The sequence below is a fragment of the Sphingorhabdus sp. genome, assembly GCF_050921905.1.
GTDB lineage: Bacteria > Pseudomonadota > Alphaproteobacteria > Sphingomonadales > Sphingomonadaceae > Sphingorhabdus_B.
On record NZ_CP050888.1, the window covers coordinates 1,648,450 to 1,672,140 of the forward strand.

General features: G+C 58.1%; 26 protein-coding genes. 18 read left to right on the forward strand and 8 right to left on the reverse strand.

Translation table 11 applies throughout. The features are described 5' to 3' along the window. The first annotated feature begins 5 nt into the window (after positions 1 to 5). The 7 genes from HEQ18_RS07950 to HEQ18_RS07980 all read left to right on the forward strand — a co-directional run bounded on the left by HEQ18_RS07950 (position 6) and on the right by HEQ18_RS07980 (position 3,285). On the forward strand, positions 6 to 302 hold the full coding sequence (locus tag HEQ18_RS07950) for a DUF1244 domain-containing protein (RefSeq protein WP_432814291.1): 297 nt from the start codon (positions 6 to 8) through the stop codon (positions 300 to 302). 137 nt (positions 303 to 439) lie between these two features. Further along, positions 440 to 682, forward strand: a complete 243-nt coding sequence (locus HEQ18_RS07955; protein ID WP_125229489.1) for a DUF2312 domain-containing protein — start codon at positions 440 to 442, stop codon at positions 680 to 682. 178 nt (positions 683 to 860) lie between these two features. Continuing rightward, positions 861 to 1,604, forward strand: a complete 744-nt coding sequence (locus HEQ18_RS07960; protein ID WP_432814292.1) for a YebC/PmpR family DNA-binding transcriptional regulator — start codon at positions 861 to 863, stop codon at positions 1,602 to 1,604. Between the two features lie 10 nt (positions 1,605 to 1,614). After that, positions 1,615 to 2,085: a crossover junction endodeoxyribonuclease RuvC gene (gene ruvC, locus HEQ18_RS07965; RefSeq protein ID WP_432814293.1), complete on the forward strand. Its 471-nt coding sequence runs from the start codon at positions 1,615 to 1,617 to the stop codon at positions 2,083 to 2,085. Positions 2,086 to 2,256: 171 nt separating this feature from the next. Beyond that, positions 2,257 to 2,865 (forward strand): Holliday junction branch migration protein RuvA, encoded by a 609-nt coding sequence (gene ruvA / locus HEQ18_RS07970; protein WP_432814294.1) that lies wholly within the window; start codon positions 2,257 to 2,259, stop codon positions 2,863 to 2,865. A gap of 38 nt (positions 2,866 to 2,903) precedes the next feature. Next, positions 2,904 to 3,155 carry a type II toxin-antitoxin system ParD family antitoxin gene (locus HEQ18_RS07975; protein ID WP_432814295.1) on the forward strand — a complete coding sequence of 84 codons (252 nt, stop codon included), beginning with the start codon at positions 2,904 to 2,906 and terminating at the stop codon, positions 3,153 to 3,155. Beyond that, positions 3,148 to 3,285, forward strand: a complete 138-nt coding sequence (locus HEQ18_RS07980) for a hypothetical protein (RefSeq protein ID WP_397580708.1) — start codon at positions 3,148 to 3,150, stop codon at positions 3,283 to 3,285. Before HEQ18_RS07975 ends, HEQ18_RS07980 begins: the two co-directional genes overlap by 8 nt. Before the next feature lie 188 nt (positions 3,286 to 3,473). Here HEQ18_RS07980 and HEQ18_RS07985 read toward each other — a convergent pair whose 3' ends face one another. After that, on the reverse strand, positions 3,474 to 3,791 hold the full coding sequence (locus HEQ18_RS07985) for a GIY-YIG nuclease family protein (protein WP_432814296.1): 318 nt from the start codon (positions 3,789 to 3,791) through the stop codon (positions 3,474 to 3,476). Between the two features lie 170 nt (positions 3,792 to 3,961). Between HEQ18_RS07985 and ruvB the strand changes: the two genes are divergently transcribed. The 8 genes from ruvB to HEQ18_RS08025 all read left to right on the forward strand — a co-directional run bounded on the left by ruvB (position 3,962) and on the right by HEQ18_RS08025 (position 13,084). Continuing rightward, positions 3,962 to 4,987: a Holliday junction branch migration DNA helicase RuvB gene (gene ruvB / locus HEQ18_RS07990; RefSeq protein WP_432814297.1), complete on the forward strand. Its 1,026-nt coding sequence runs from the start codon at positions 3,962 to 3,964 to the stop codon at positions 4,985 to 4,987. Positions 4,988 to 5,078: 91 nt separating this feature from the next. Further along, a complete protein-coding gene (locus HEQ18_RS07995) occupies positions 5,079 to 5,531 on the forward strand; it encodes a YbgC/FadM family acyl-CoA thioesterase (RefSeq protein WP_432814298.1) in 453 nt (150 codons plus the stop codon). Between the two features lie 7 nt (positions 5,532 to 5,538). Then, on the forward strand, positions 5,539 to 6,231 hold the full coding sequence (gene tolQ, locus HEQ18_RS08000; RefSeq protein WP_397605486.1) for a protein TolQ: 693 nt from the start codon (positions 5,539 to 5,541) through the stop codon (positions 6,229 to 6,231). A gap of 8 nt (positions 6,232 to 6,239) precedes the next feature. Then, positions 6,240 to 6,698 (forward strand): protein TolR, encoded by a 459-nt coding sequence (gene tolR / locus HEQ18_RS08005; protein ID WP_432814299.1) that lies wholly within the window; start codon positions 6,240 to 6,242, stop codon positions 6,696 to 6,698. 4 nt (positions 6,699 to 6,702) lie between these two features. After that, positions 6,703 to 7,536 (forward strand): hypothetical protein, encoded by an 834-nt coding sequence (locus HEQ18_RS08010; protein ID WP_432814300.1) that lies wholly within the window; start codon positions 6,703 to 6,705, stop codon positions 7,534 to 7,536. Between the two features lie 13 nt (positions 7,537 to 7,549). Then, positions 7,550 to 8,914, forward strand: a complete 1,365-nt coding sequence (gene tolB / locus HEQ18_RS08015) for a Tol-Pal system beta propeller repeat protein TolB (protein WP_432814301.1) — start codon at positions 7,550 to 7,552, stop codon at positions 8,912 to 8,914. Between the two features lie 74 nt (positions 8,915 to 8,988). Then, positions 8,989 to 9,507 carry a peptidoglycan-associated lipoprotein Pal gene (gene pal, locus HEQ18_RS08020; RefSeq protein ID WP_397605522.1) on the forward strand — a complete coding sequence of 173 codons (519 nt, stop codon included), beginning with the start codon at positions 8,989 to 8,991 and terminating at the stop codon, positions 9,505 to 9,507. Between the two features lie 349 nt (positions 9,508 to 9,856). Then, on the forward strand, positions 9,857 to 13,084 hold the full coding sequence (locus HEQ18_RS08025) for an amidohydrolase family protein (protein ID WP_432814302.1): 3,228 nt from the start codon (positions 9,857 to 9,859) through the stop codon (positions 13,082 to 13,084). 176 nt (positions 13,085 to 13,260) lie between these two features. Here the strand turns inward: HEQ18_RS08025 and HEQ18_RS08030 are convergent, their stop codons facing one another. Further along, positions 13,261 to 13,632 (reverse strand): hypothetical protein, encoded by a 372-nt coding sequence (locus HEQ18_RS08030; RefSeq protein ID WP_296198560.1) that lies wholly within the window; start codon positions 13,630 to 13,632, stop codon positions 13,261 to 13,263. 195 nt (positions 13,633 to 13,827) lie between these two features. Here HEQ18_RS08030 and HEQ18_RS08035 point away from each other — a divergent pair, with 195 nt between their 5' ends. The 3 genes from HEQ18_RS08035 to HEQ18_RS08045 are packed head-to-tail and all read left to right on the forward strand — an operon-like array spanning position 13,828 to position 19,365. Continuing rightward, on the forward strand, positions 13,828 to 14,613 hold the full coding sequence (locus HEQ18_RS08035) for an ImuA family protein (protein ID WP_432814303.1): 786 nt from the start codon (positions 13,828 to 13,830) through the stop codon (positions 14,611 to 14,613). Then, positions 14,534 to 16,051 carry a Y-family DNA polymerase gene (locus HEQ18_RS08040; RefSeq protein WP_432814304.1) on the forward strand — a complete coding sequence of 506 codons (1,518 nt, stop codon included), beginning with the start codon at positions 14,534 to 14,536 and terminating at the stop codon, positions 16,049 to 16,051. Before HEQ18_RS08035 ends, HEQ18_RS08040 begins: the two co-directional genes overlap by 80 nt. Continuing rightward, on the forward strand, positions 16,048 to 19,365 hold the full coding sequence (locus tag HEQ18_RS08045) for an error-prone DNA polymerase (RefSeq protein WP_432814305.1): 3,318 nt from the start codon (positions 16,048 to 16,050) through the stop codon (positions 19,363 to 19,365). Before HEQ18_RS08040 ends, HEQ18_RS08045 begins: the two co-directional genes overlap by 4 nt. A 3-nt stretch (positions 19,366 to 19,368) precedes the next feature. On the opposite strand, the gene gloB is transcribed toward HEQ18_RS08045, so the two are convergent. The 6 genes from gloB to HEQ18_RS08075 all read right to left on the reverse strand — a co-directional run bounded on the left by gloB (position 19,369) and on the right by HEQ18_RS08075 (position 23,689). Next, the gene (gene gloB, locus HEQ18_RS08050; RefSeq protein WP_432814306.1) at positions 19,369 to 20,091 is read right to left on the reverse strand and encodes a hydroxyacylglutathione hydrolase; all 723 of its coding nucleotides are present in this window, start codon (positions 20,089 to 20,091) and stop codon (positions 19,369 to 19,371) included. A 2-nt stretch (positions 20,092 to 20,093) separates the two neighbouring features. Beyond that, positions 20,094 to 20,534, reverse strand: coding sequence for a VOC family protein (locus tag HEQ18_RS08055; RefSeq protein ID WP_296198573.1), 441 nt, complete (start codon positions 20,532 to 20,534; stop codon positions 20,094 to 20,096). Positions 20,535 to 20,618: 84 nt separating this feature from the next. After that, on the reverse strand, positions 20,619 to 21,404 hold the full coding sequence (locus HEQ18_RS08060; RefSeq protein ID WP_397605477.1) for a tetratricopeptide repeat protein: 786 nt from the start codon (positions 21,402 to 21,404) through the stop codon (positions 20,619 to 20,621). 141 nt (positions 21,405 to 21,545) lie between these two features. Further along, positions 21,546 to 22,292 (reverse strand): alpha/beta hydrolase, encoded by a 747-nt coding sequence (locus HEQ18_RS08065; protein WP_432814307.1) that lies wholly within the window; start codon positions 22,290 to 22,292, stop codon positions 21,546 to 21,548. After that, positions 22,289 to 22,543, reverse strand: a complete 255-nt coding sequence (locus tag HEQ18_RS08070; protein ID WP_397605475.1) for a DUF6356 family protein — start codon at positions 22,541 to 22,543, stop codon at positions 22,289 to 22,291. Before HEQ18_RS08070 ends, HEQ18_RS08065 begins: the two co-directional genes overlap by 4 nt. A 57-nt stretch (positions 22,544 to 22,600) precedes the next feature. Continuing rightward, positions 22,601 to 23,689 (reverse strand): M48 family metallopeptidase, encoded by a 1,089-nt coding sequence (locus tag HEQ18_RS08075; RefSeq protein WP_432814308.1) that lies wholly within the window; start codon positions 23,687 to 23,689, stop codon positions 22,601 to 22,603. Between the last annotated feature and the right edge of the window lie 2 nt (positions 23,690 to 23,691).

Consider the following 23,691-nt stretch of genomic DNA (forward strand, 5'->3'; position numbering starts at 1 on the left):
TAGCTATGCAACAGGAAACGCACATTTCAGACTCCGCCGCCGCCGCCGCATTTCGCCGCCTCGTCGCGCATTTGCAGCACCGACATGATGCGCAGAATATCGACCTCATGGGCCTTGCGGGCTTTTGCCGTAATTGCCTGGCCGATTGGGTGATGGAGGCAGACGGGCAGTTGACGAAGGATCAAGCCCGCGAGTTGATCCACGGCATGCCCGCCGCACTGTGGAAGGAAAAATATCAAAGCGAGGCAACGCCCGAACAGTTAGAGCGCATGAAAGAAAGCGTAAAGAAGAATGCGGCCTGATTGGACGAAGGCTTTACTGAGAAGCAAAAAGTAAGACCCTGAAACGAGTTCAGGGTGACGGGCTTGGGTTCATGTTCTAAGCGGGTGCCATTCTGATTCGGGGCGTGATGCCCCATTCGACACATAGGGGAAATATCATGGCCGAGGGCAATATCGCCGCAGATCAACTGCGTCTGTTCATTGAGCGTATTGAGCGTTTGGAAGAAGAGAAAAAAGGCATCGCCGACGACATTCGTGACGTATATTCGGAAGCCAAGAGCCAGGGCTATGACGCAAAAATCATGCGCCAGATCGTCCGCTTGCGCAAAATGAGCCAAGACGACCGTCAGGAAATGGAAGCGATCCTCGATACCTATAAATCGGCGCTTGGTCTGGCCTAATGGTCGCCTGACGTAATTGCGAAAAAAGACTCGTCATCCTGGAGCCGAAGGCGTGCGGCGCATAGTAGCTGCCTCCGAGACCGGGATGACGCGGCATTAAAGCACATGGCTTGCCCAATGGCGCGTGCCTGATGTAAGGGCGCGGCATCCTATCCTTTAGCCAGAGAAGAGCAGAGCCATGGCAGGCCATAGCAAATTCAAAAATATCCAGCATCGCAAAGGCGCGCAGGACAAGAAGCGTTCGGCGCAATTTTCCAAGCTTTCGCGCGAAATTACCGTGGCGGCGAAGATGGGGATGCCCGATCCGGACATGAACCCGCGCCTGCGCCTTGCGGTCAATGCCGCCAAGGCACAGTCGGTGCCCAAGGATAATATCCAGCGCGCCATCGACAAGGCAATCGGCGGGGACGCCGAAAGCTATGATGAAATGCGCTATGAAGGCTATGGCCCCGGCGGCGTTTCCATCATCGTTGAGGCACTGACCGACAATCGCAACCGCACCGCGACCAATGTGCGCACCGCATTCAGCAAAAATGGCGGCAATTTGGCCGCCTCGGGCGCGGTGAGCCATGGGTTCGACCGTATGGGCCTGATCACCTATCCCGCCAGCGCGGGTGATGCCGACAGCGTTTTTGAGGCCGCATTGGAAGCCGGGGCCGAAGATGTGGAGTCGAACGAAGACGAACACAGCATCTGGACCAGCATGGACGCGCTGCACGAAGTGGCCAAAGCACTTGAAACCATGCTTGGCGCGGCAGAAAGCGCAAAACTCGCGTGGAAACCCCAGCTTTTGGTCGAAGTTGACGAAGCCAATGCCGCAACCTTGCTCAAGATGATCGATGCGTTGGAGGACGATGACGACGTTCAGACCGTATGGGGCAATTACGATGTGTCCGACGAGGTCATGGCGAAATTGGGATGATCATATTGTCATGATAATATTGGGATTAGACCCCGGCCTTGGGACAACAGGCTGGGGCGTTATCCGTAAGGAAGGCAATCGTCTTTCCCATATCGACAATGGCGAGATTGTAACCGACGCCAAGCTGCCATTGGCCAACCGCCTTGTGCTTTTGGATGAAAAATTGAGCGCAGTGCTTGACCATTTTCGCCCGGATTATGCCGCGGTCGAAGAGGTGTTCGTCAACAAAAACCCGCAATCGACGCTAAAGCTTGGGCAAGCGCGCGGCGTGGTGCTTTTGGGGGCGGCGCGCAACAACACACCCGTGACCGAATATGCCACGCGGCTCGTAAAAAAATCCGTCGTCGGCACTGGCAAAGCGGAAAAGGAGCAGGTTCAGGCCATGCTGCGCATCCTGTTGCCGGGGCTGAAGCTCGCCGGACCAGACGCTGCTGATGCGTTGGCGGTGGCGATCACCCATGCGCACCATATGCGCGGTTGATGGGTGCACGCAGAGGCGCAGAGAGCGCAGAGTATCTTGCCCATAAAATTACATATTTTAATCTCTGCGTCCTCTGCGTCCTTTTGCGCCTCTGCGTGAAAAAATTCTGCCCTGTTCCCGCGATGTTCTCTTTTGCTTGCCGATTTGAAATCGAACGGCTAACCCGCGAACATGATTGCAAAGCTGTATGGCCGCATTGATGAAACCGGCGTTGACCATCTGGTGATTGACGTCAACGGCGTCGGCTATCTGGTGCAGGCCAGTGCGCGGACGCTATCGGCCTTGGGAAAGACCGACGATTTCGCGACCGTCTTCACCGAAATGCAAGTGTCGGAAAACGACATGCGCCTCATCGGCTTTGCCACCCGCGAAGAACGCGACTGGTTCCGCCTGTTGACGGGCGTGCAGGGCGTCGGCGGCAAGGTTGGCCTCGCCATATTGTCCGCAATTGAACCGCAGGACTTGGCCCTCGCAATCGGCAGCGGCGATGCCGCGATGGTCGCGCGCGCCAATGGCGTCGGGCCAAAGCTTGCCAGCCGCATCGTCAATGAATTGAAGGACAAGGTCGGCGCTTTGGCGGGCATCGGTGGCGGCGCGAAGCTGATGTCCACCGGCGCCGCAAATGGCAACCACGCACAAGACGCAATGTCGGCGCTCGGCAATCTGGGCTTCAAACCCGGCGAAGCAGGCAATGCCGTCGCGCAAGCCGTCGAAGAACTTGGCCCCGATGCGACCTTGGATGCATTGGTCCGGCTAGCGTTGAAGCGGGCTTCGCGGTGAGTGATAGACAAATTCCTACAGAAATGTATAAGGATGCTATGGCCCAATTAAACATATCTATTCCACCTGCGCTTAAAAGCTGGATCGACCACCGCGTTACGGAAGGTCGATATTCAAGCGCGAGCGACTATATGCGTGATCTCGTACGTCGCGATCAGGAATCTGAGCCCGATGATATTGAATGGGTGAAAGCCATGCTTGCGGAAGGCGTGGCTTCCGGAATTTCCGACGAAGAGCCGGAAACGATTATCGAAAACATTATCGCCAGACGGCGTGCAAGGCGTGGCTAAAGTTTCATTTTCGAATGCTGCCGTTGCTGACTTGTGTGCCATTGACGAATGTGATGAGATGGTCCTGATTGTGCGCATTTTGCACCATGCAGTAGACGCAAAGCTGGCGTTGAAGGGGGATGCGCGGTGAGTTTACTCTCTGCTCCAGCTACGCGCCCCTGTAAGTCTGGCGCCTCTAAATGGACCCTGAAACAAGTTCAGGGTGACGGTGGAGGGAGAATGACTGTCACATGCCATCGCAATATCACCTGTCATCACAAAATCACCTGCCATCGCAACATTCGTCACCCTGAACTTGTTTCAGGGTCCATCGGGAGGTTAACCCTTCCCCACCGGTGGCAAACCCAACCCGACAGCCAAATCCATCCAGTGCGGATTCGCGTCGTTAATCAGATTGATTTTCCACGCCCGATGCCAATTCTTCAATTGCTTTTCGCGCGCAATCGCGGCCTCCATCGCGCCAAAAACCTCAAAATGCACCAATCGGTAAATCGCATATTTGGAAGCATGCCCGGGTGTCACACCGCCCCGATGTTGCGAAAGCCGCTTGAGCAGGTCAGACGTGACACCGATATAAAGCGAACCATAATGCTTGCTTGCAAGTATATATACGCATGGGGTTTTTTCGTCTCTCACACGCTGGATAGTGCCTCAAAATGGACCCTGGAACGACAGTCACCGAAGGTGAAACAAGTTCAGGGTGACGCTGGAGGGAGAATGACCGTCACATGCCATCGCAACATTCGTCACCCTGAACTTGTTTCAGGGTCAATCGGGCAATCCAAAACTAACGGTGAGAAGTCCGCATGACTGACGACGACCGCCTCACCACGCCTGACAAACGGCCCGAGGACATCGACGCCGCGCTTCGGCCTAAAACGCTTGCCGAGTTTATCGGACAGGCGGCAGCGCGCGATAATTTGCGGGTGTTTATTGAGGCGGCGAAGGGGCGGGCGCAGCCGTTGGACCATGTGCTGTTCTTTGGCCCGCCGGGTCTTGGCAAGACCACGCTGGCGCAGATTGTGGCAAAGGAAATGGGCGTCGGTTTTCGCGCCACCTCCGGCCCTGTCATCGCCAAATCCGGTGACTTGGCCGCGTTGTTGACCAATTTGGAAGATGGCGACGTTTTGTTCATTGACGAAATCCATCGCCTAAGCCCCGTGGTTGAGGAAATCCTCTATCCGGCGATGGAGGATCGCGCGCTCGATATCATGATCGGCGAAGGGCCTTCGGCGCGCTCGGTGCGGATTGATTTGCCTGCGTTTACGCTTGTCGGCGCGACCACGCGGCAGGGGTTGCTGACCACGCCATTGCGGGACCGCTTTGGCATTCCGGTGCGGTTGAATTTCTACACGCATGCCGAGCTTGAGTTGGTCGTCACCCGCGCTGCGCGATTGCTGGACCTGGGCATTGCCCCCGACGGCGCGAACGAGATTGCCAAGCGGGCGCGCGGAACGCCGCGTATTGCCGGACGGCTGCTGCGCCGCGTGCGCGATTTTGCCAATGTGGCTGGCGAGCCCGTTGTCACCGCCAAAATCGCCGATAGCGCGCTCAACCGGTTGGAAGTCGATGCGCTTGGCCTTGATGCGATGGACCGGCGTTATCTCTATATGATCGCCGACATTTACCGTGGCGGACCTGTAGGTGTGGAGGCGCTGGCCGCCGGCCTTTCCGAGCCGCGTGACACCATTGAGGATGTGGTGGAGCCTTATTTGCTGCAACTGGGCCTGATCGCGCGAACGGCGCGTGGCCGCTGCCTCAATGCGCCGGGCTGGAAACATCTTGGCCTCAACCCGCCCGCCGGGTCACAGGATGGATTGTTTGACGCATAACGTTGCATGGAGTCTCTCAAACGACCAATCGCATGTCCACTCGCTAAAACCCCTTCCCGCCGGACTCGACAACGGTTAAGCAAAAAGCGCAATGTCTATGCCTCAACCCTATCAAGGCCATTTTGACGGCACGCGGCACTATTTTGCCGTGCGTGTCTATTTTGAAGACACCGATTTTTCCGGGGTGGTCTATCATGCGCGCTATCTGCATTTCATGGAACGGGCGCGTTCAGACATGCTCGCCTGCGTCGGCATTGATCAGCGGACCGTTCATGCCGAGGGGCAAGGCGCTTATGCCGTGACCGAAATGCACGTCAAATATCGCCGTGCCGCAGTTTTTGACGATGCGTTGGTGGTCGTCAGCACCGTTGAGGCCGTCCGCGCGGCCAGTTGCGACATTCATCAAACCGTCATACGCGGCGGCGAAATACTCACCGAGGCACGGGTGACCGCTGCCTTTGTTTCACCCGACGGCAAGGCCCGCCGACAACCTGCGCATTGGGTTGCCGCGTTCCAGCCAATACTAAATCGACCCGCAGAATAGGATATTCATGAGCCTGCTTATCGCCACCCAAAATATGGGCTTTTCACCCGTTGATTTGTTTATGGACGCCGACTTGGTGGTCAAATCTGTCATTGTCGGCTTGGCGCTGTCCAGCGTCTGGGTGTGGACGATCATCATCAGCTTCATGGTGAAGATGTCAGGTATCAACCGGAAAAGCGAAGCGTTTGAGCGTGAATTTTGGGGCAGCTCGGATATTTCGGCTTTTGCAAAAGCACATGCCCAAAATGAACTGCCGGTGGCGAAGGTCTTTGCCGCTGGGATGGCCGAATGGCGACTGTCCACCAAAGGTAAAAACATTGACCGCGCCGGAACGCGTGAGCGCCTTGCCACGGCGATGGATGCCACAATCGCCGCGGAAGCCGACCGCCTCGCCAATCGACTCAACTTTCTGGCTACCACCGGCTCCGTTGCGCCGTTCATTGGCCTGTTCGGCACCGTATGGGGCATCATGCGTAGCTTTGCCGCCATTGCGGCAGAGCAAAATTCCAGCCTTGCCGTTGTCGCGCCGGGGATTGCGGAGGCGTTATTTGCCACCGCCATTGGCCTGTTTGCCGCCATTCCAGCGGTCATCGCTTATAACCGCTTCTCCCACCGTCTGAACCAATATGAAGCGCGCATGGGGCGCTTTGCCGATGGCTTTCATGGGACGTTGAGCCGGGAATTGGAGCTTGAGATTTAAGCATGGCCATGAACACTTCATCTGGCAGCAGCGGCGGCGGACGTGGGCGACGGCGGGGAAGCCGACGCGCGCCGATGGCGGACATCAACGTTACACCGTTCGTGGACGTGATGCTCGTTCTGCTCATCATCTTCATGGTCACCGCGCCCTTGTTGGTAACTGGCGTGCCCGTCGAGTTGCCGGAAAGCCGCGCCAATGCGCTGGATCAAGAGGATGAACCCATAGAAATCGCCATTGACCGCGACGGCGTGACGTTCATCGATGGCACCCAGGTTGCGCCCGCTGACCTTGCCGCACGACTGGGCGAAATCGCCGCTGCCGAAACACCTGATAAACCGCGCCAGATCATGCTGCGTGGGGATACCGCGATCAGCTACGGCCAGATGATGCGCGTCATGGGCGAATTAAACCGTGCTGGGTTGAACAGCGTAAGCTTAGTCACCACCGGTTCATCAAACGAAAACTAACCAGATGGCAATGGATCGGGCGGAGATATTCGGATTTGGCGCTGCACTTGGCGTCCACGGCCTGTTGCTGGGCGTGTTCGCGCTTGGACTGATGGCGTCTGCAAAAACTGCGCCCAAGCCAGAGTCGATCTCCGTTTCGCTTATCGGCGAAATCGCCGATGTCTCGAGCGCGCCAGATGCGATCCAAGAGGAATCCGCGCCGCCAGCCGCAGGCGAGACCGCGCCCGCCGAACCGCCGCCTGCCCCGAAGCCCGTCATGCAAATCGAAAAGCCGCAGACAAAGCCCGTGCCTAAACCCGCCAAAGCAGAAACGGCCCCATCTGTTGCTAAGGCCGCGGCCAAGCCGGTAAAAACCGCCGCCGCCGCTCCACCCAAAACCGTCAAAGCCGCGACAGTCAGCGGCAAAGGCACGACGCCGGCCAAGCCCGGCGGCCTCAGCCGCAGCTTTGAAGACAGTATCAACAATATCGGCAAGGCCCCCGGTGCGGGCAAGGCCGTAGGCACGCCAGCCGCCAAAACCGCCACCGAAGTGCGTCGCTCCGTTGGCGTCAGCATCGCTGGCCAAATCCGCAGTCGCGTGCGCGCCTGTGCGCCAACTGGCGTCGACATCAACAAGATCGAGACGTTCGTGACGTTAAGCCTTGAACCATCGGGCAGGTTGGCCTCCGTGCGTTTTGACAAGCAAATTGGCCTGAACGACACCAACCAGACACAGGCCGGGCCGTTGAAAGATTGCATCTTGCAAGCGGTGCGCGCAGCATCACCTTATGTCGGGCTTGATCCTGAATATCATGACGTTTGGAAAACCCACGCGCTTCGTTTGCGCGCCACGGGATAAAGGAATGAGATATATGTCACTCTTCGCACTGAACCGGAAACTGGCGTCTTTCTTGCTTTTAATCTTGGGCACGCAAGCCGCGATTGCGCAAACACCTCCCCCTCCGGCACCTGCAACAGATGAGCCGGAATTGGTCGAATTTGACACCTCCAAAACCCGCTCCATCGCAGTCCCTGCATTGGTCGCGCCGTCGCCAGCCGACACGCCAGCCGGTAATAGCGCGGCGCTGGGCCGCCAAATTGCAGAGGTTATCTCCTCCAACCTGCGTGCATCGGGCGTGTTTGAAACCCAAGGGCCAAATGGCCTGCGCGCGATTGGCTTAGCCGAAGTGACCGCGCCGCAATTTGGCTATTGGAAAGCGCGTCCGGTCGAACAACTGGTGCAGGGCTTTGTCCGCGTGGGCGGCGATGGCAATTTGACCGTTGGCTGTTATCTCTACGACGTTGGTTTCGGCAATGAAACCACGCGGCTTGGCTTTAATGTGCCGCCGCGCGAATGGCGCAGGGCCGCGCATAAATGCGCTGATGCTATCTATTCGCGACTGACGGGCGAACTGCCCTTTTTCGATAGTCGCATTGCCTATATCGCCGAAAGCGGTCCCAAGAATAAACGGATCAAGCGGCTGGCGATCATGGATTCGGATGGCGCAAACCATCGCTTCATTACCAATGGCCAATCGACCGCACTAACGCCGCGATTCTCGCCCAGTTATAAATCGATTCTGTATTTGTCTTATGTCGACGGCAACCCGCGTATTTATGTCTATGACATTGATGCCGGGCGTCAGCGCCTGATTACCCAATCCAACAGCCCGACATTCGCGCCGCGCTGGTCGCCCGATGGCCAGACGATACTATATTCGATGGCGGTTTCGGGCAATACCGACGTCTATAAGATTTCGGCGAGCGGCAACGGCACGCCTGTAAAGCTAACCAGCTCGCCCGGCATTGATGTCGGCGGTAGTTTCTCCCCCGATGGCCGTCAGATTGTCTTTGAAAGCGACCGTTCGGGCAGCCAGCAAATCTACGTGATGAACGCCGACGGCAGCAACCAGCGCCGCATCAGCTTTGGCGCGGGCCGTTACGCCACGCCCGAATGGAGCCCGCGCGGGGACTTGATTGCCTTTACGCGTATCGCTGGCGACTTCCGCGTTGGTACGATGCGGCCTGACGGTTCGGGCGAACGGCTGCTGACCAATAGCTGGCAAGACGAGGCGCCGACTTGGGCACCCAATGGCCGTGTTATCCAATTCTTCCGCACGGCCAAAGGAAGTGGTAAAACAAGTATCTGGCAAGTTGACCTTACCGGTTCCAACGAACGCCAATTGCCCACGCCTGTCGATGGTTCAGACCCGGCATGGGGACCAGTATTGCCGTAACAACATTTACCCTCAAACCTATCCCGACCGAATGTCGGGCAAAGCCCAAGGAGAAGACCATGACGAAAAATACGATCAAAATGGCAGCCCTTTTGCTGGCATCGACCGCTTTTGTTGCTGGCTGCGGCAAGAAAAAGGTTGATACCTTGCCGCCTGCGGCCGAAGGCACCGATTATGGCCAGACGCCAACTGACCCGAACGCTAATGGCGCTGGCCAGATCATCCCCGGCAGCCAGGAGGATTTCCTGCAACAAGTTGGCCAGTTTGGCGACCGCATCTTGTTTGAAACCGACCGCTTCAACGTTGATGCCGAAGATCAGGCGACACTCCAGCGTCAGGCGCAGTGGTTGGCGCAATATCCCAATACCCGCATCACCGTCGAAGGCCATGCCGATGAACGCGGTACCCGCGATTACAACCTGGCCTTGGGTGAGCGCCGCGCGAACTCCGCCAAAAACTTCCTCGTTTCCATCGGTGTCGATGCCAGCCGTATTCAGACCGTCAGCTATGGCAAAGAGCGGCCATCGGCATTGGGATCGGACGAGCAAGCTTGGGCGCAAAACCGCCGCGCGGTGACCGTCACCATTCGATAAAGCGAGGCCAGACCCGCAGTTTCGGTCCGACAAAGAGCAGAAAAATGCGGGCTTGAAATGTAGGATTTGTTTTGAAAGAGTGCCATTGGCGGCCCGTTTGGTTGTCAGGCGCTCTTTCTTATCTTTAGTCCGGTTATAGCTTTTCGGTACAGCCGTTTAGGTGAGACCTTAGTGTGACTTTTCAGCGATAAGCCGCACATTTGCGTGGTTTTGCGAAACCCAAGTGGTTTGGCAAAAGTCGTTCGCGCAACGCTGGGTTCGGGTTATCATACGCGCGATGCGGGCTTGCGGACACGCGCTAGGCATGACAACCTAAACACTATAAGAAAAATAAAAGGGGAGCCTATATATGAAAAATTACATCAAATCCGTCTTGCTGCTGAGCGCGGCAATCCTTCCGACGAGCGCATTTGCCCAAGCGCCAGCCGCTGCCGATGACAAGGCCCCCAAATGGGATGTCGCCGCGCCTCCAGGCCTGACCGTGCGTCAGATAACCATCGACACTGACGAAGGATCATGGATGAACCTTGACGTCAGCCCCGATGGCCGCACGATTGCGTTCGATCTGCTTGGCGATATCTATATCATTCCCGTAACCGGCGGCACACCAACCCGCATAGCCGAAGGCCTGCCGTTTGAAACACAGCCGCGCTTTTCGCCCGATGGGGCGCGCATTGCCTTTACCTCCGACCGGGGTGGTGGCGACAATATCTGGATCATGAACCGCGACGGTTCGGACAAGAGGCAGTTGAGCAAAGAGGATTTTCGCTTGCTCAATCAACCAAGCTGGAGCCCCGATGGCCGATTCATCGCCGCCAAGAAGCATTTCACCACTGGCCGCTCGCTAGGAACGGGCGAAGTCTGGCTCTATCATGTTTCCGGCGGCGCAGGCGTCTTGTTGGTCAAGCGGCCTAATGAGCAGCACCAGAAGGAATTGGGTGAGCCAATCTTTGCGCCCGATGGCAAACATATTTATTACACGCGCAACATCACGCCCGGTCCCATTTTCCAATATGCGCAGGATTCCAACGGTCAGATTTTCGATATTGAAAGCTATGACATCGAGACCGGCAAGACCGAAACTGCGGTGGCCGGTGTCGGCGGATCTGTCCGCCCAACCCCTTCGCCCGACGGCCAAAAAATCGCCTTTGTCCGCCGCGAGCGAACTCAGTCCAAACTATATGTGAAGGACCTCAGCACGGGCGAAGAGCGCAAGATTTACGATGCGCTGGATCAAGATGTGCAGGAAACCTGGGCCGTTACGGGCGTCTATCCCAATATGGATTGGTCGCCCGACAGCAAGACCATCTATTTCTGGGCAGGCGGCAAGATCCGCAAGGTTGATTGGCCGAGCGGCGCGTCAAGCGTCATCCCGTTTCGCATTTCGGACACGCGCGACATGATTGACCCGCCGCTGCCTCAAATTGAAGTAGCGCCGACCAGCTTTGAAACCAAAATGCCGCGCAGCCCTGTAACCGCGCCAGATGGCCGGACCGTGCTGTTTGAAACCATGGGCAAATTATGGCTAAAGCCCGCAGCAGGGGGCACTGCACGACGCCTGACCGCGTCCGATACCGGTATGGAGGCCTATCCCACTTGGTCGCGCGACGGCAAAACCATCGCTTATGTCCATTGGACCGATAAAGGCCTTGGTAACATCCACACCATAAGCGCAAGCGGCGGCACGCCCAAAAAGGCAACGGCGCAGCCCGGCCATTATGCCCGCCCGCGTTTCTCGCCCGATGGCAAGACGATCGTCTTTGAAAAGCTGGAAGGCGGCGGACTGACCTCGCCCTTGCGCTCGGACCAGTCCGGCATTTACCGGATGCCCGCGATGGGCGGACCGTCAACACGCGTCACCTCGGCAGGAACCACGCCACATTTCGGTGCCTCCAACGACCGAATGTTTTACACAGAATCGGGTGCGAATAAGCGCATGCTCGTCAGCGTGGATATGAACGGCGAAGCCAAGCGCAACCATGCCAGTGGTGAACTGACGACGATTTACGAAGTGTCGCCCGATGGCAATAACTTTGCCTTCCGCCAAAATTACGAAGCCTTTGTCATGCCCCTCATGCCGGGCACGCAGGACGTGACCGCGTCGTCATCGGGCAGTGCGCTTCCCGTCATAAGGGTCAGCAACGGCGGCGCAGATTACATGCATTGGAGCCGCAATGGCGACACCTTGCATTGGGCAATTGGACCGATGCTTTACGCGGCGCAGACCAATGCTTTCTATCCCAATGGGCCGCTGGCCAAGGATGCAAAGCCCGTTAAATTTGCCCCGCCGAAGGAAGGCATATCGCTGTCCATGACGGTCAACTCGGACCGCCCAAGTGGCGTTGTCGCCTTCACGGGCGCACGCGTTGTGACCATGGCGGACAAGAGCGGCGGGATAATCGACAATGCCGTGATCCTGGTCGAGAATGACCGGATTAAGGCCGTTGGCAAAATGGGCGACTTTGCTATTCCTGCTGGCGCAAAGACCGTTGACGTTACGGGCAAGACCATCATCCCCGGCCTTGTCGATGCGCATGCCCATGGCCCTTATGGCGTGGACGAAATGACCCCGCAGCAAAATTGGGTGAATATGCTCAACCTCGCAATGGGTGTTACCACGCGCCATGACCCGTCAAGCAGCGCAGCCACCGTGTTCCCGGCGTTGGAGATGCAGCGGGCTGGCCTGTTGCTTGGGCCACGCTCCTTCTCGACAGGCGAGATCGTTTATGGGGCCAAGGCCGCGGACGTCTACGCCGAAATCAACGGTCTGGATGATGCGCTGGCGCATGTTCGCCGGTTGAAAGCGCAAGGCGCGCATAGCGTCAAAAACTACAACCAGCCGCGCCGTGAACAGCGCCAGCAAGTGGTGGCCGCCGCGCTTCAGGAGAATATGCGCTCGGTCGCCGAAGGGGGTTCGCTGTTCGGTATGGACATGAACCTGATCGCCGATGGCAACACCACGCTTGAGCATAATATCCCGCTCGACATCTTCTACGATGATGTGCTGCAATTCTACTCCAAGTCGAAAGTGGGTTATACGCCCACGCTTGTGGTGACCTATGGCGGCCCAGCGGGCGACCCTTATTGGCGGTCACACACCGATGTGTTCCGGCATCCGTTAATGGCGAAGCATTATCCGCCGACCGAGCTTGCCGCCAATAATGCCCGCCGCGAAATTGCGCCGGAGGAGGATTATGTCGACGACAACAGCGCGCGTGAGGCACATAAGCTTGCCAAGCTGGGCGTCCCTGTTTCCATCGGCGCGCATGGCCAAGAGGCTGGCATTGCCGCGCATTGGGAGCTTTGGTCCTTCGTCCGTGGCGGGATGTCACCCATCGAAGCACTCGCCGCTGGCACCATCGAGTCCGCACGCTCGCTGGGCTATGACAAGGATGTGGGCTCCATCACGGCAGGCAAGCTTGCTGATCTCGTCATCCTTGATGCCGACCCAAGCGTTGACATCCGCAATTCGGATAAGGTCGCAAAGGTCATGATCGGTGGCCGCCTATATGACGCAGCCACGTTGAATGAGGAAGTCACCGGAACACGCAAGCGCATGCCTTATTATTGGGAATAAGCTTCATCCGACGCGCATGGTTTTCTGGCCCGGGTGCATAATTCCGGGCTGGAAAATGGTGCGGACATCGGGTCGGAAGTGGCTGGGTCAAGCGCCGCATTTTCGGCCAAAGCCTTTTCAGCCCCGGGCACTTTCGCACTTCTCGAATGACACAGAAGTGCTGATGCCCACCTTATCTAGCTAGCGGGGTTGAGCCGTCGTTCCGCCAAGGAACGGACACTTGCCTTCCATTCAGAAGACATGCAATCGAGCAACTGTTTACGCTTCTTGAATCCACCGATAGAACATGTCGCAACCACTTTGCAGGGTAATGCATCGATATCTGGGTCACCGCTTGGTTTAGTGATTTCACATTTCTTGACTTCACCTTTTTTCGTAACTTTGAAATCAAATTTAACTGCGGACAATTTCTTACCGATTACCACGATTTCATCTTGGATATCTTCAGAACCCGACTGCTGTGCATAGGCACCGTCAACCGAGATCGAATTTGAGAAAATAAAAGAAGCGGCAATTACGAGAATCGCGAACTTGCGGTTTGATCGCATAATAACAATCCTTTAGGTCTAGGAAGCGCTATAAATCCGTTATCGTATGAAACGTCTGCAATCAAGCACATGTCCTTTTCTTGGGAATAAGATTCGTCCGACGCGCAGGCGGGTCGCTATGTGACGATATGCCAAATCATTTCAGGAGAAAAAAGCAGACTCCACATTGCTGCAAAATGCAGTATAGAACAAAACATGAACATAAAGGCGATTCTACCAAAAGCGGCTTTTCCTTCTGTGCATAGTGCATGGAAGCAATATCAGCCGAATGCATCGCCCCCCTTATTGCCCATCGGCGCGCCCCAAGTCGACGAACGCTTGCGCGGCGGCATAGTCCAAGCCGGGCTGCATGAATTTTTTGGCGGGGCAAAGGCCGACTCTTATGCGGCCGCCGCATTTGCACTGTTGCTGGCATGGCGCTTGCCCGACAGCGACGCGGGCATATTCTGGATAACAGGCGACAAGGAACGTCAGACGTCGGGCCGGCTATACCCGTTTGGGCTATCGGCCATGGGCGGCAATCCATCGCGGATATTGCTGGTCCAAACCGCAGATTTGCGCGACGCCCTTCGGGCAGCAGCCGACACTATCCGGTCAAAGGCGGCGCGCGCGGTCATATTGGAAACGCATGGCAATGCGCGTTTGGTGGACCTGACATCGACGCGGCGCTTGGCGCTCGCTGCGGCGGAAAGTGGCGTATTGGCATTGCTGGTGCGCGGCGATGCTGTGCCGATGCCCAGCGCGGCCAGCACACGCTGGCAGATATGTTCTGCGCCATCGGTGCCATATCCGGGCAATGCGCCCGGCCTTCCAACCTTTGACCTCCGCCTTCTGCGCCATCGCGGTGGCACAGCGCCCTTTGCGGCAAGAGTAACCTGGGACCATGCAACACGAAGCTTTTTTGACACGCCGCTATCTGGCGGTCTTTCTGCCGCTGTTACCGACGCAGAGGCTGATCCGCAGCAACGGTTCCGCGCCTGATACGCCCTTTGCGATGGTCGAAAAGCAAAGCGGGGCGATGCGGTTGGCGGCCTGCGACCCGGCGGCGCTGGCGCTTGGCTTAAGCGCGGGCATGGCACTGGCCGATGCGCGTGCGCGCGTGCCTGATCTCACTGTATTTGACCATGATCCGGCGGCGGACATCGCATTGCTTGGCTGGCTGGCGGACGGGTGCGAACGCTATAGCCCGGCCTGCATGATTGACCCGCCACAAGGGCTGCTGATCGACATCACGGGCTGCACCTATCCCTTTGGCGATGATGAGGCGCGCTTGGCCAAGGACCTGCAGCAACGCTTGCGCCGCCATGGTCTTACGGGCCGGATTGCCTTGGGTGCAACTCCCGACAGCGCGCGGGCCAAGGCACTTTATACCAAATCGGCGATTCACGCTTTGCCCGTTGAGGCATTGGACGCAGGAGACAAGGTGCATCAGGCACTGCGCCGTGCGGGCCTGAAAACATTGAAGGACTTGGCCTGCCGCCCGCGCAAGCCTTTTGCCGCCCGCTTTGGTAAGGCGACCGTCGTCAAACTGGCGCGGCTATTGGAGGAAGAGGATGCACGCATCACCCCGCGTCGCCATGTGCCCATCATCGCCGTCACGCAGAATTTTGCCGATCCTGTTTCACGCACCAATGATGTCCTCGACACCATCGCGACGCTGACGGGCAAAGCCGCTGCGCAGTTGAATGATCGTAGCCAAGGTGGCCGCCGGTTTGAGGTCAGGCTGTTTCGAAGCGATGGCCATGTCGCGCGGCTGGCGGTTGATACTGGCGCGCCGACACGCGATTGCGCCTTGTTAATGCGGTTGATCCGCGAACGCATTGACACGCTGTCCGACCCGCTTGACCCCGGTTTTGGTTATGACCTCATCCAACTCAGCGTGCCGACGGCCGATATTTTGCTGCCATCGCAGGCCGGGTTGGAAACAAAGGTCGACCGGTCGGCGCAAACCGCAGCATTGATTGACCGGCTAAGCGTTCGGCTGGGCAGCGACCGCGTGCGCTATTTTGAGGAACGCAACAGCCATATCCCCGAACGGGCCGTCGTCGAATGCGCCGCGCAATCGGGCCAGCCGCAAAAGGATTGGCCGCAAGAAACTGAGGCCGAACCGCCCATGCGCCCCTTTCGCTTGTTCGAAACACCGCAACGGGTGGAGTCGCTGGCCTCCATCCCCGATGGCCCGCCGCGCCAGTTTCGTTGGCGCAAAAACCTGCATCATATCGTCGCCTATGAAGGCCCCGAACGCATTGCCGCCGAATGGTGGCGGCGCAAGGCGGGGCATGAACAGGGCAAAGGCGGCCCAACGCGCGATTATTACCGTGTGGAGGACAGCGAGGGGCGGCGTTTCTGGCTGTTCCGCCATGGCTTATATTCCGAAACCGATGCGCCGATCTGGTATCTGCACGGGCTGTTCGCATGACGCAGTGCCCTGTTTATGCAGAGCTGGTCGCGGCGACCAATTACTCTTTCTTGCGCGGGGCATCACATCCCGCCGATATGGTGTTGCAGGCCGCCGCACTTGGCCTGAACGCCATTGGCATAGCCGACCGGAACAGCGTGGCTGGCGTCGTGCGCGCATGGGTCGCGGTCAAAAAGGCGAAGGCCGAAAATGCGCTTCCGAAGGGCTTCCGGTTGGTTACGGGCAGCCGCCTGGTCTTTGCCGATGGCACGCCCGACATTGTTGCTTATCCTAAAAACCGCGCAGGATGGGGGCGGCTGACCCGATTGCTGACGGTCGGCAATATGCGTGCCAACAAGGGCGGGTGCATATTGTACTTCGATGATCTGGCGGGATATTTGGAGGATTTGCTGCTCATCATATTGCCGCAGTCGACCGCCGAAGAAACCAACCCGCATAAAAAACCCGTCGCATATAGCCACGCCGATGGCGACGAGAAATTGCGGTTGGTTGAAACCACCCCCGCCGATTTGGACGCAGTAATGCGCCGCCTGACAAAGCTTGCGCCGGACAGGGTCTGGCTTGGCATAATGATGCATGGGCGGGGCAAGGACCAACGCAGGCTTGAGGAACAGCGCGCCTTGGCCAAGCAATGCGGGGTGCCGATCATCGCAGTCAACGACGCGCTCTATGCCGATACCGCCGCACGGCCGCTGCATGATGTGTTGACCGCGATCCGCTTAAGCGTGTCGGTGGATCAGGCTGGAACGCGGCTGGAGGTCAATGCCGAACGCCATTTGAAATCGCCTGCTGACATGACGCGGCTGTTCGCACGTGCCCCCGAAGCGATTGCGGAGAGCCAAAAGCTGCTCCACCAGATCACATTTGACCTAAGCCAGTTGAAATATGAATATCCCAATGAGCCGGTGCCAGACGGTTGGGTGCCGCAGGACTGGCTGGAACATCTGGTACGCAGCGAAGCCGAACGGCGGCACCCCGACGGCCTGCCGCCAAAATGGGTCAGCGCGCTGGACGAAGAATTCCATTTGGTGCGCCAGAAAAATTATGCCTGCTATTTCCTGACGGTCCATGACATCGTCCAGTTTGCGCGATCGCAAGACCCGCCGATCTTATGCCAGGGCCGGGGCTCTGCTGCAAACTCAGTGATTTGCTACTTATTGGGCATCACATCGGTTGACCCTGTGGCCAACAATCTTTTGTTCTCGCGCTTTCTGTCCGAAGAACGTGACGAACCACCCGATATTGACGTCGATTTCGAACATGAACGGCGCGAGGAGGTGATGCAATATGTCTATCGTCGGTTTAAGCGGCACCGCGCGGGCATTGCCGCCACGGTCATCCATTATCGCCCGCGCAGCACCGTGCGTGAGGTGGGAAAGGCAATTGGCCTGACCGAAGACGTCACTGCGCGGTTGGCGGGCACCGTCTGGGGCAGCTTTGGCCGGGACTTGCCTGAGGCGCGCTTGATTGAGGCCGGGTTTGACCCCGACAACCCGCAGATCGCCCGACTACATGCCTTTGTCGGCCAATTGCTCGATTTCCCGCGCCATTTGTCGCAGCATGTCGGCGGCTATGTCCTGACCGAAAACCGGCTGGATGAAACCGTGCCGATCCACAATGGCGCGATGGCGGACCGGACCTTCATTGAATGGGACAAGGACGATATCGACGCGCTGAACCTGTTGAAGGTCGATATCTTGGCATTGGGTATGCTGACCTGCATCCGCAAAAGTTTCGAAATGTTGCGGCAGACAGGCGGCGGGGATTATAGCTTGGACAGCGTCCCAGCCGAGGACCCGGCGGTCTATGCCATGCTGCAAAAGGGCGACAGCATCGGCACATTCCAGGTCGAAAGCCGCGCGCAGATCAACATGCTGCCCCGCCTGAAGCCCAAAAAGTTTTACGACCTCGTCATCCAGATCGCGATTGTTCGCCCCGGCCCGATTGAGGGCGACATGGTCCACCCGTATTTGCGGCGGCGCAACGGGGAGGAGAAGGTCGAATATCCCTCCCCCGCGCCGCCGCATGACCCCAATGAGCTGCACGATATTTTATACCGCACATTTGGCGTCCCGTTGTTTCAGGAACAGGCGATGAAACTGGCAATGGTCGCCGCCGCGTTTACGCCGGATGAGGCCAATGGCCTGCGCCGCGCAATGGCGACCTTCCGCAATTCCGGAACTATGCCGCAATATAAGGACAAGATGATCAACGGCATGGTGCAGCGCGGATATCAGCAGGATTTTGCCGAACGCTGTTACAAACAGATTGAGGGCTTTGGCAGCTATGGTTTTCCCGAAAGCCATGCACAGGCCTTTGCCCATTTAGTCTATATTTCATCCTGGCTGAAATGCCATCATCCCGCGATTTTTACCGCCGCCTTGCTGAATTCGCAGCCCATGGGTTTTTACGCGCCAGCACAGCTTGTGCAGGATGCGCGGCAGCACAAGGTCGATGTCCGCACCATTGATGTAAATTTCAGCAATTGGGATAATGCTATCGAGGCGGGCGCCTTGCGGCTTGGCTTTCGGCAGATTGGTGGGTTTCAGCAAGATTGGGCCTTGGGTATTGAAGCCGCGCGGCCCTTTGCTTCGTTGGAGGAGCTGGCCCGCGCGGCAAAGTTACCACCGCGTGCCTTGCACTTGCTGGCGGATGCCGATGCCTTGCGCTCGCTTGGCCTTGACCGGCGTGAGGCTGGGTGGGAGGCGCGGCGGACGCCATCGGATGAACTGCCCTTGTTTGCAGCCGCCGATGCGCGGGAATTGGCGCAGGAGGAGGATATCGCCTTGCCCATCATGCCCGTCAGCGAACATGTCGCCGCCGATTATCACATGACGCGATTGTCGCTGAAGGGGCACCCGATGGCGTTCTTGCGCGACCTGTTTGCGGCCGAGGGCATATTGACCTGCGCGCAGACCGATGCGGCGAAACATGGCATGCGGGTAAAAACGGCAGGCGTAGTGCTGACGCGGCAAAGGCCGGGGAAGGGCAATGCCATTTTCATCACGATTGAGGATGAAACCGGCACCACCAATGCGTTATTATGGTCGCGCCTGTTCGAACGGCAACGCCGCGCCGTCATGGCGTCACGGTTGATGGTGATTGAAGGTGAGGTGCAGCGCAGCAAGGAAGGCGTAGTGCATCTTATGGCGACGACCATAACCGACCGATCACACGAGCTGGAGCGTCTGTCGCAGGACCATGATGCCAATGTGCCGCTCAGCCGGTCAGACGAATTTGCCCAGCCTGTCTATCCGCGCCACGGCCATCCGCGCGATGTGCGCCTTTTGCCGAAGTCACGCGATTTTCATTAGGCCTTAGGCCGCGTCCTTGGCGGCGCGGCGAGCGGCGAGCTCCTCCACCGACGCGGCCCGCATGAACGGGTTGGTTGCGCGTTCTAAGGCAATCGTCGTCGGCACCGTCGCCTCGCCCCGTTCGCGATGGGCAATGACATCGGCCAGACGCGCGGCAAGGTCGGCATTGTCCGGCTCGACCGTCACCGCAAAGCGGGCGTTGCTGAGCGTATATTCATGCGCGCAATAAATCGCGGTATCGTCGCCCAAAGCCTCGAGCTTGCGCATATTGTCATACATTTGCGCTGCGGTGCCTTCGAACAATCGGCCACATCCCATCGCGAATAAGGTATCGCCGACAAAGGCGGCTTGCTCGGTTGCGAAATGAAAAGCGATATGTCCAGCGGTATGCGCGGGCACGTCGATCACCGTTGCGCGCAATGCGCCCAATTGGACAACATCCCCGCCGCGCACATACACATCGAGCGTGGGTATCCGTTCGGCCTCTGCGGCGGGCCCCGTGATGACGCACCCCGTCGCGGCCTTTATCTCCGCATTGCCACCGACATGGTCGGGATGCCAATGCGTGTTCCAAATCTGCGTAATCGTCCACCCACGCGCCGCAGCAGCCGCCAAGACCGGCGCGGCAACAGCAGGATCGACCACCAGAGTCTCCTTACTTTGCGCCGCATGCACCAACCAGACATAATTGTCCGACAGCACAGGCACGCGCACGATCTCCAGCATACTCACCACGCCCCGACATTGGGCATGCTCGCCCATGGTTCCGCAGGCGCAAGATGTCCCTCTTGCAGCAACTCAATTGAAATACCGTCGGGGGTGCGTACAAACGCCATATGCCCGTCGCGTGGCGGGCGGTTGATCGTGACCCCTGCATCCATCAGCCGCTGACAGGTCGCGTAAATGTCGTCGACGCGATAGGCCAAATGGCCAAAATTGCGTCCGCCGTCATACGCCTCCGGCGCACTGCCATCCGCCGGCGGCCAATTATGCGTCAACTCCACCTCGGCAAGGCCGGCTTGCCCGGGTGCCGCCAAAAAGATCAATGTGAAGCGCCCCGCGTCACTGTCAAAGCGGCGCACTTCCTCCAGCCCGATCAGCTTGAAAAAAGCGACCGTTGCATCAGGGTCGGTGACACGGATCATGCTGTGCAGATAGGTTGTCGGCATTTTCATTCCATTCACAAAAGCGCGTTGTTTGCGACATTGCCATGAACCTTGACCGCTGTCCACGCAAGCAAGGGGCACGCGCACTTATCTGGATTGAGGCTCACTGGTCGGTGCAGGCGTCGCCGCCGCTAAAGCCGCAAGCTGTGCCGTTGCGGTCGCGGCTTGCCGACTATTTGGCCCAATCTTGATGGCCTGTTCCCATTGCTTGCGCGCGGTGTCATCATCGCCAGCGGCAATCGCGATATTGCCCGCCTCCAACGCCACTGCCGGATCGCTGGGCAGCACCGCCGCCGCGGTTTGAATAAAAGCCAGCGCATCGGGCAATTTGTTCAATCGCCGGGCCAAGGTTGCCGACAGCAACCATGCCGCGCCATTTTCGGGTGCCAACTGCCGCGCCGTTGCCAAGGCGGCTTCACCATCGGCACTTTTGCCCAAGGCCACGAATGCACGCGCGCGGTCGACTTCGCTATCGGCGCGTTCATTGCTATCGAGGGCCTTAGACGCCAGCGCTTTGCCGAGCGCGTCCACGGCGACATCTGGCTGGCCCGCCGCGATGGCCGCATTGCCCGCCTGTGCCCAAAAACGCGCGGCGCGGGGGTCGCCTTTTGTCTCCGCCAATGTCGCCGCCTCAGTCAGGATTGGCACCGCAAGGTCAAATTTAAAATCGGTCGCCAGCGCAAAGCCATGGCAGGCGCGCGCAAGATAGCCGCCATTTTGCTGCGCCCATAGGCTGGCGCTGGATATCGCCGAAGCGGGGTCTTTGCGCGCCAGGTCGAGGCATTCGGTAAACTGCACCTCGTCCAAAGTCGGAAGCGGTTGCGCAGCGGCAGGAGTTGCGGCCTGGAGGAGGAAGAGGGGAAGAAGAAGCATAAGGAATCCTTAAAAAGGCCGTCACCCTGAACTTGTTTGCGCTCTGCACGCCTTCGGCTCCAGGGTCCATTGACCAACCTGAACTGCCGGTCGCGTGGCACGATGGATGCTTAAACGTCAGTCACCAGTGGTGAAACGCGTTCAGCAGGCCAGCTTTGTTACCGTGTCGATCAGCAACGCAATATCCTGATCCCGCGAAAGCCGGTGGTCGCCATCCTTGACCAATATCGTCTGCACATCAGATGAACGAAGCGCAGCGGCGAGCTTTAATGACGTCTCCCACGGCACATCGGGGTCGCATTGGCCGTGGATCAACCGCACGGGGCAATCGATGCCGATCTTGCCGGTCATCCGCAGGTTGCGTTGACCCGATTGCCAAAAACCTTGCGTGATGACCATCGGGTCATAACCATAATCGCTTGGGCGTTCGATGCGGCCAGTGGCGGCGATGGTCGCGCGGTCGGCGTCATCGAAATCCCAATCGGTGAAATCGGGTGCCGCCGCAATGCCAACCAACCCGGTGACTTGGTCGCCAAGTGCTTCGGCCAGCAGCAGCATGAGCCATCCGCCAAAGGACGAACCAATCAAGATGATCGGCCCGACCGTGGCCTGCGCAATCACCGCCAGAACATCGTCGCGCCAAATGTCGAGCGTGCCATTTTCGAAAGCGCCTTCGCTTTCGCCGCAACCGGAATAGTCCAAACGGAGCATAGCGAAGCCTTTATCCGCCGCCCATGCCGCCAGCGCCTGCGCCTTGCCGCCCTGCATGTCGGACATGTAACCGGGCAAGAAAATGATCGTGGGGCCTTTGCCCCGCAAATACCGATACGCCAGCCGAACGCCGTCAGCGCGTGTAACAAATTCCGGGGGATGTTCCACCCGTGTCAAATCACCCAGTCGACGGTCAGCATTTGCGTCACATCCTGCCCCTTGGAACGGCGTTGTTCGACCATGATATGGTTCAACCTTTTTACCGTATCGCTGCCCGAGGTGACGCACAGGCCGGGGATGACCGCGTGGACAAGCGCCTTCATCCCGCCCCAAATCATCGTAAAGCCAAAGCGGCTCGCGACACCGAAATGTTCAACATAATTTTCATCGACGCTTTTGGGGTGGTCGACAAACAGGCGTTTGAACATAAAAAATTTCCTTATCGAATGATGCGGTGGGCGATTGCCCTTAGTGTAACGTGATCGCTAGTTAAAATCAAAGCCCAAGCCCGATTTCACCTTCCGGTCTTGCGCACACATGGTTTTCAGCTCGGTCCATTCCGATGGCGTCAGCGCCGGCGTGTAGTTTTTGCCTTTGACGATGCTCTTTTCAAACGCGTCTTTGCGCGATGCCGACAGCGGGTGGCTGGATAGATAGCCGGTGATGCCTATATTGTCCTTAGCCACGCCAGCGCTGCCGTCCAGCGCGGACAGCCGGTCGAAGAAGGACGCGGTGCCGATGGGCGAGATATTGGCGTTGCCCAACACCTTCATCGAATGGGCATCGGCCTCCGCCTCGGCATTGCGGCTGTAACTCATCGCCAGCATATTGTTGACCACAGCGCCACTATTGCCATCCACGCCGCCCAGCACCACCGCAAGGCCCATTTGCCGCAGCAGCGCCTGCATCACATGTTTTTCACGGACATGGCCGATTTCATGGGCCAAGACGCCCGCAACCTCATCGGGCGAGCGCGCTTGTTTCAGAAGGCCATCGAACAATATGACATTCCCGCCGGGCAGGGCCACCGCATTCAGCATGTCGATATTGGCCACCTCCACCCGCAAATCTTGCGGCGCATCATCAAGCGACGCCACCAGTTTCTGGAGCGCGGCATCACCCGCTGGCGTATGGCAAAAGCGCCCGCCAAAATCGCCCACCAATGCATCGCCCAAGCGGTCGTCCACACTATCGGGGATCAACGGGGCCAGCCATTGCGGGCTGAACAACACAATTGCAATCGCCACCGCACTGGTCAATGTGAAGGCAATTGCGGCCTTGCCCAGCCCAAGCCGGTCCACCCATCCGCCATATTTGCGGGGCGCAGGTAGCAAGGCCGTCAGTTCCGATGGCACTGGCCCCGACAGCGTCAGCCGCCAACCATCGCGGCCATTAAGGCCATAAACATCGGCATCACCCTGCTTTGTCACATATTCGACATCGGCAAAGGCAAAGGGGCCGCTGCGCCGTTCGTTCTCCAGCAAATAAAATTGCTGGCCAACAACCTGCACCTCCACCTTGCGCTTCACGGCGCTTTGGCCGTCATAATGGGCGACGTCGAAGAAAGCGGACATTG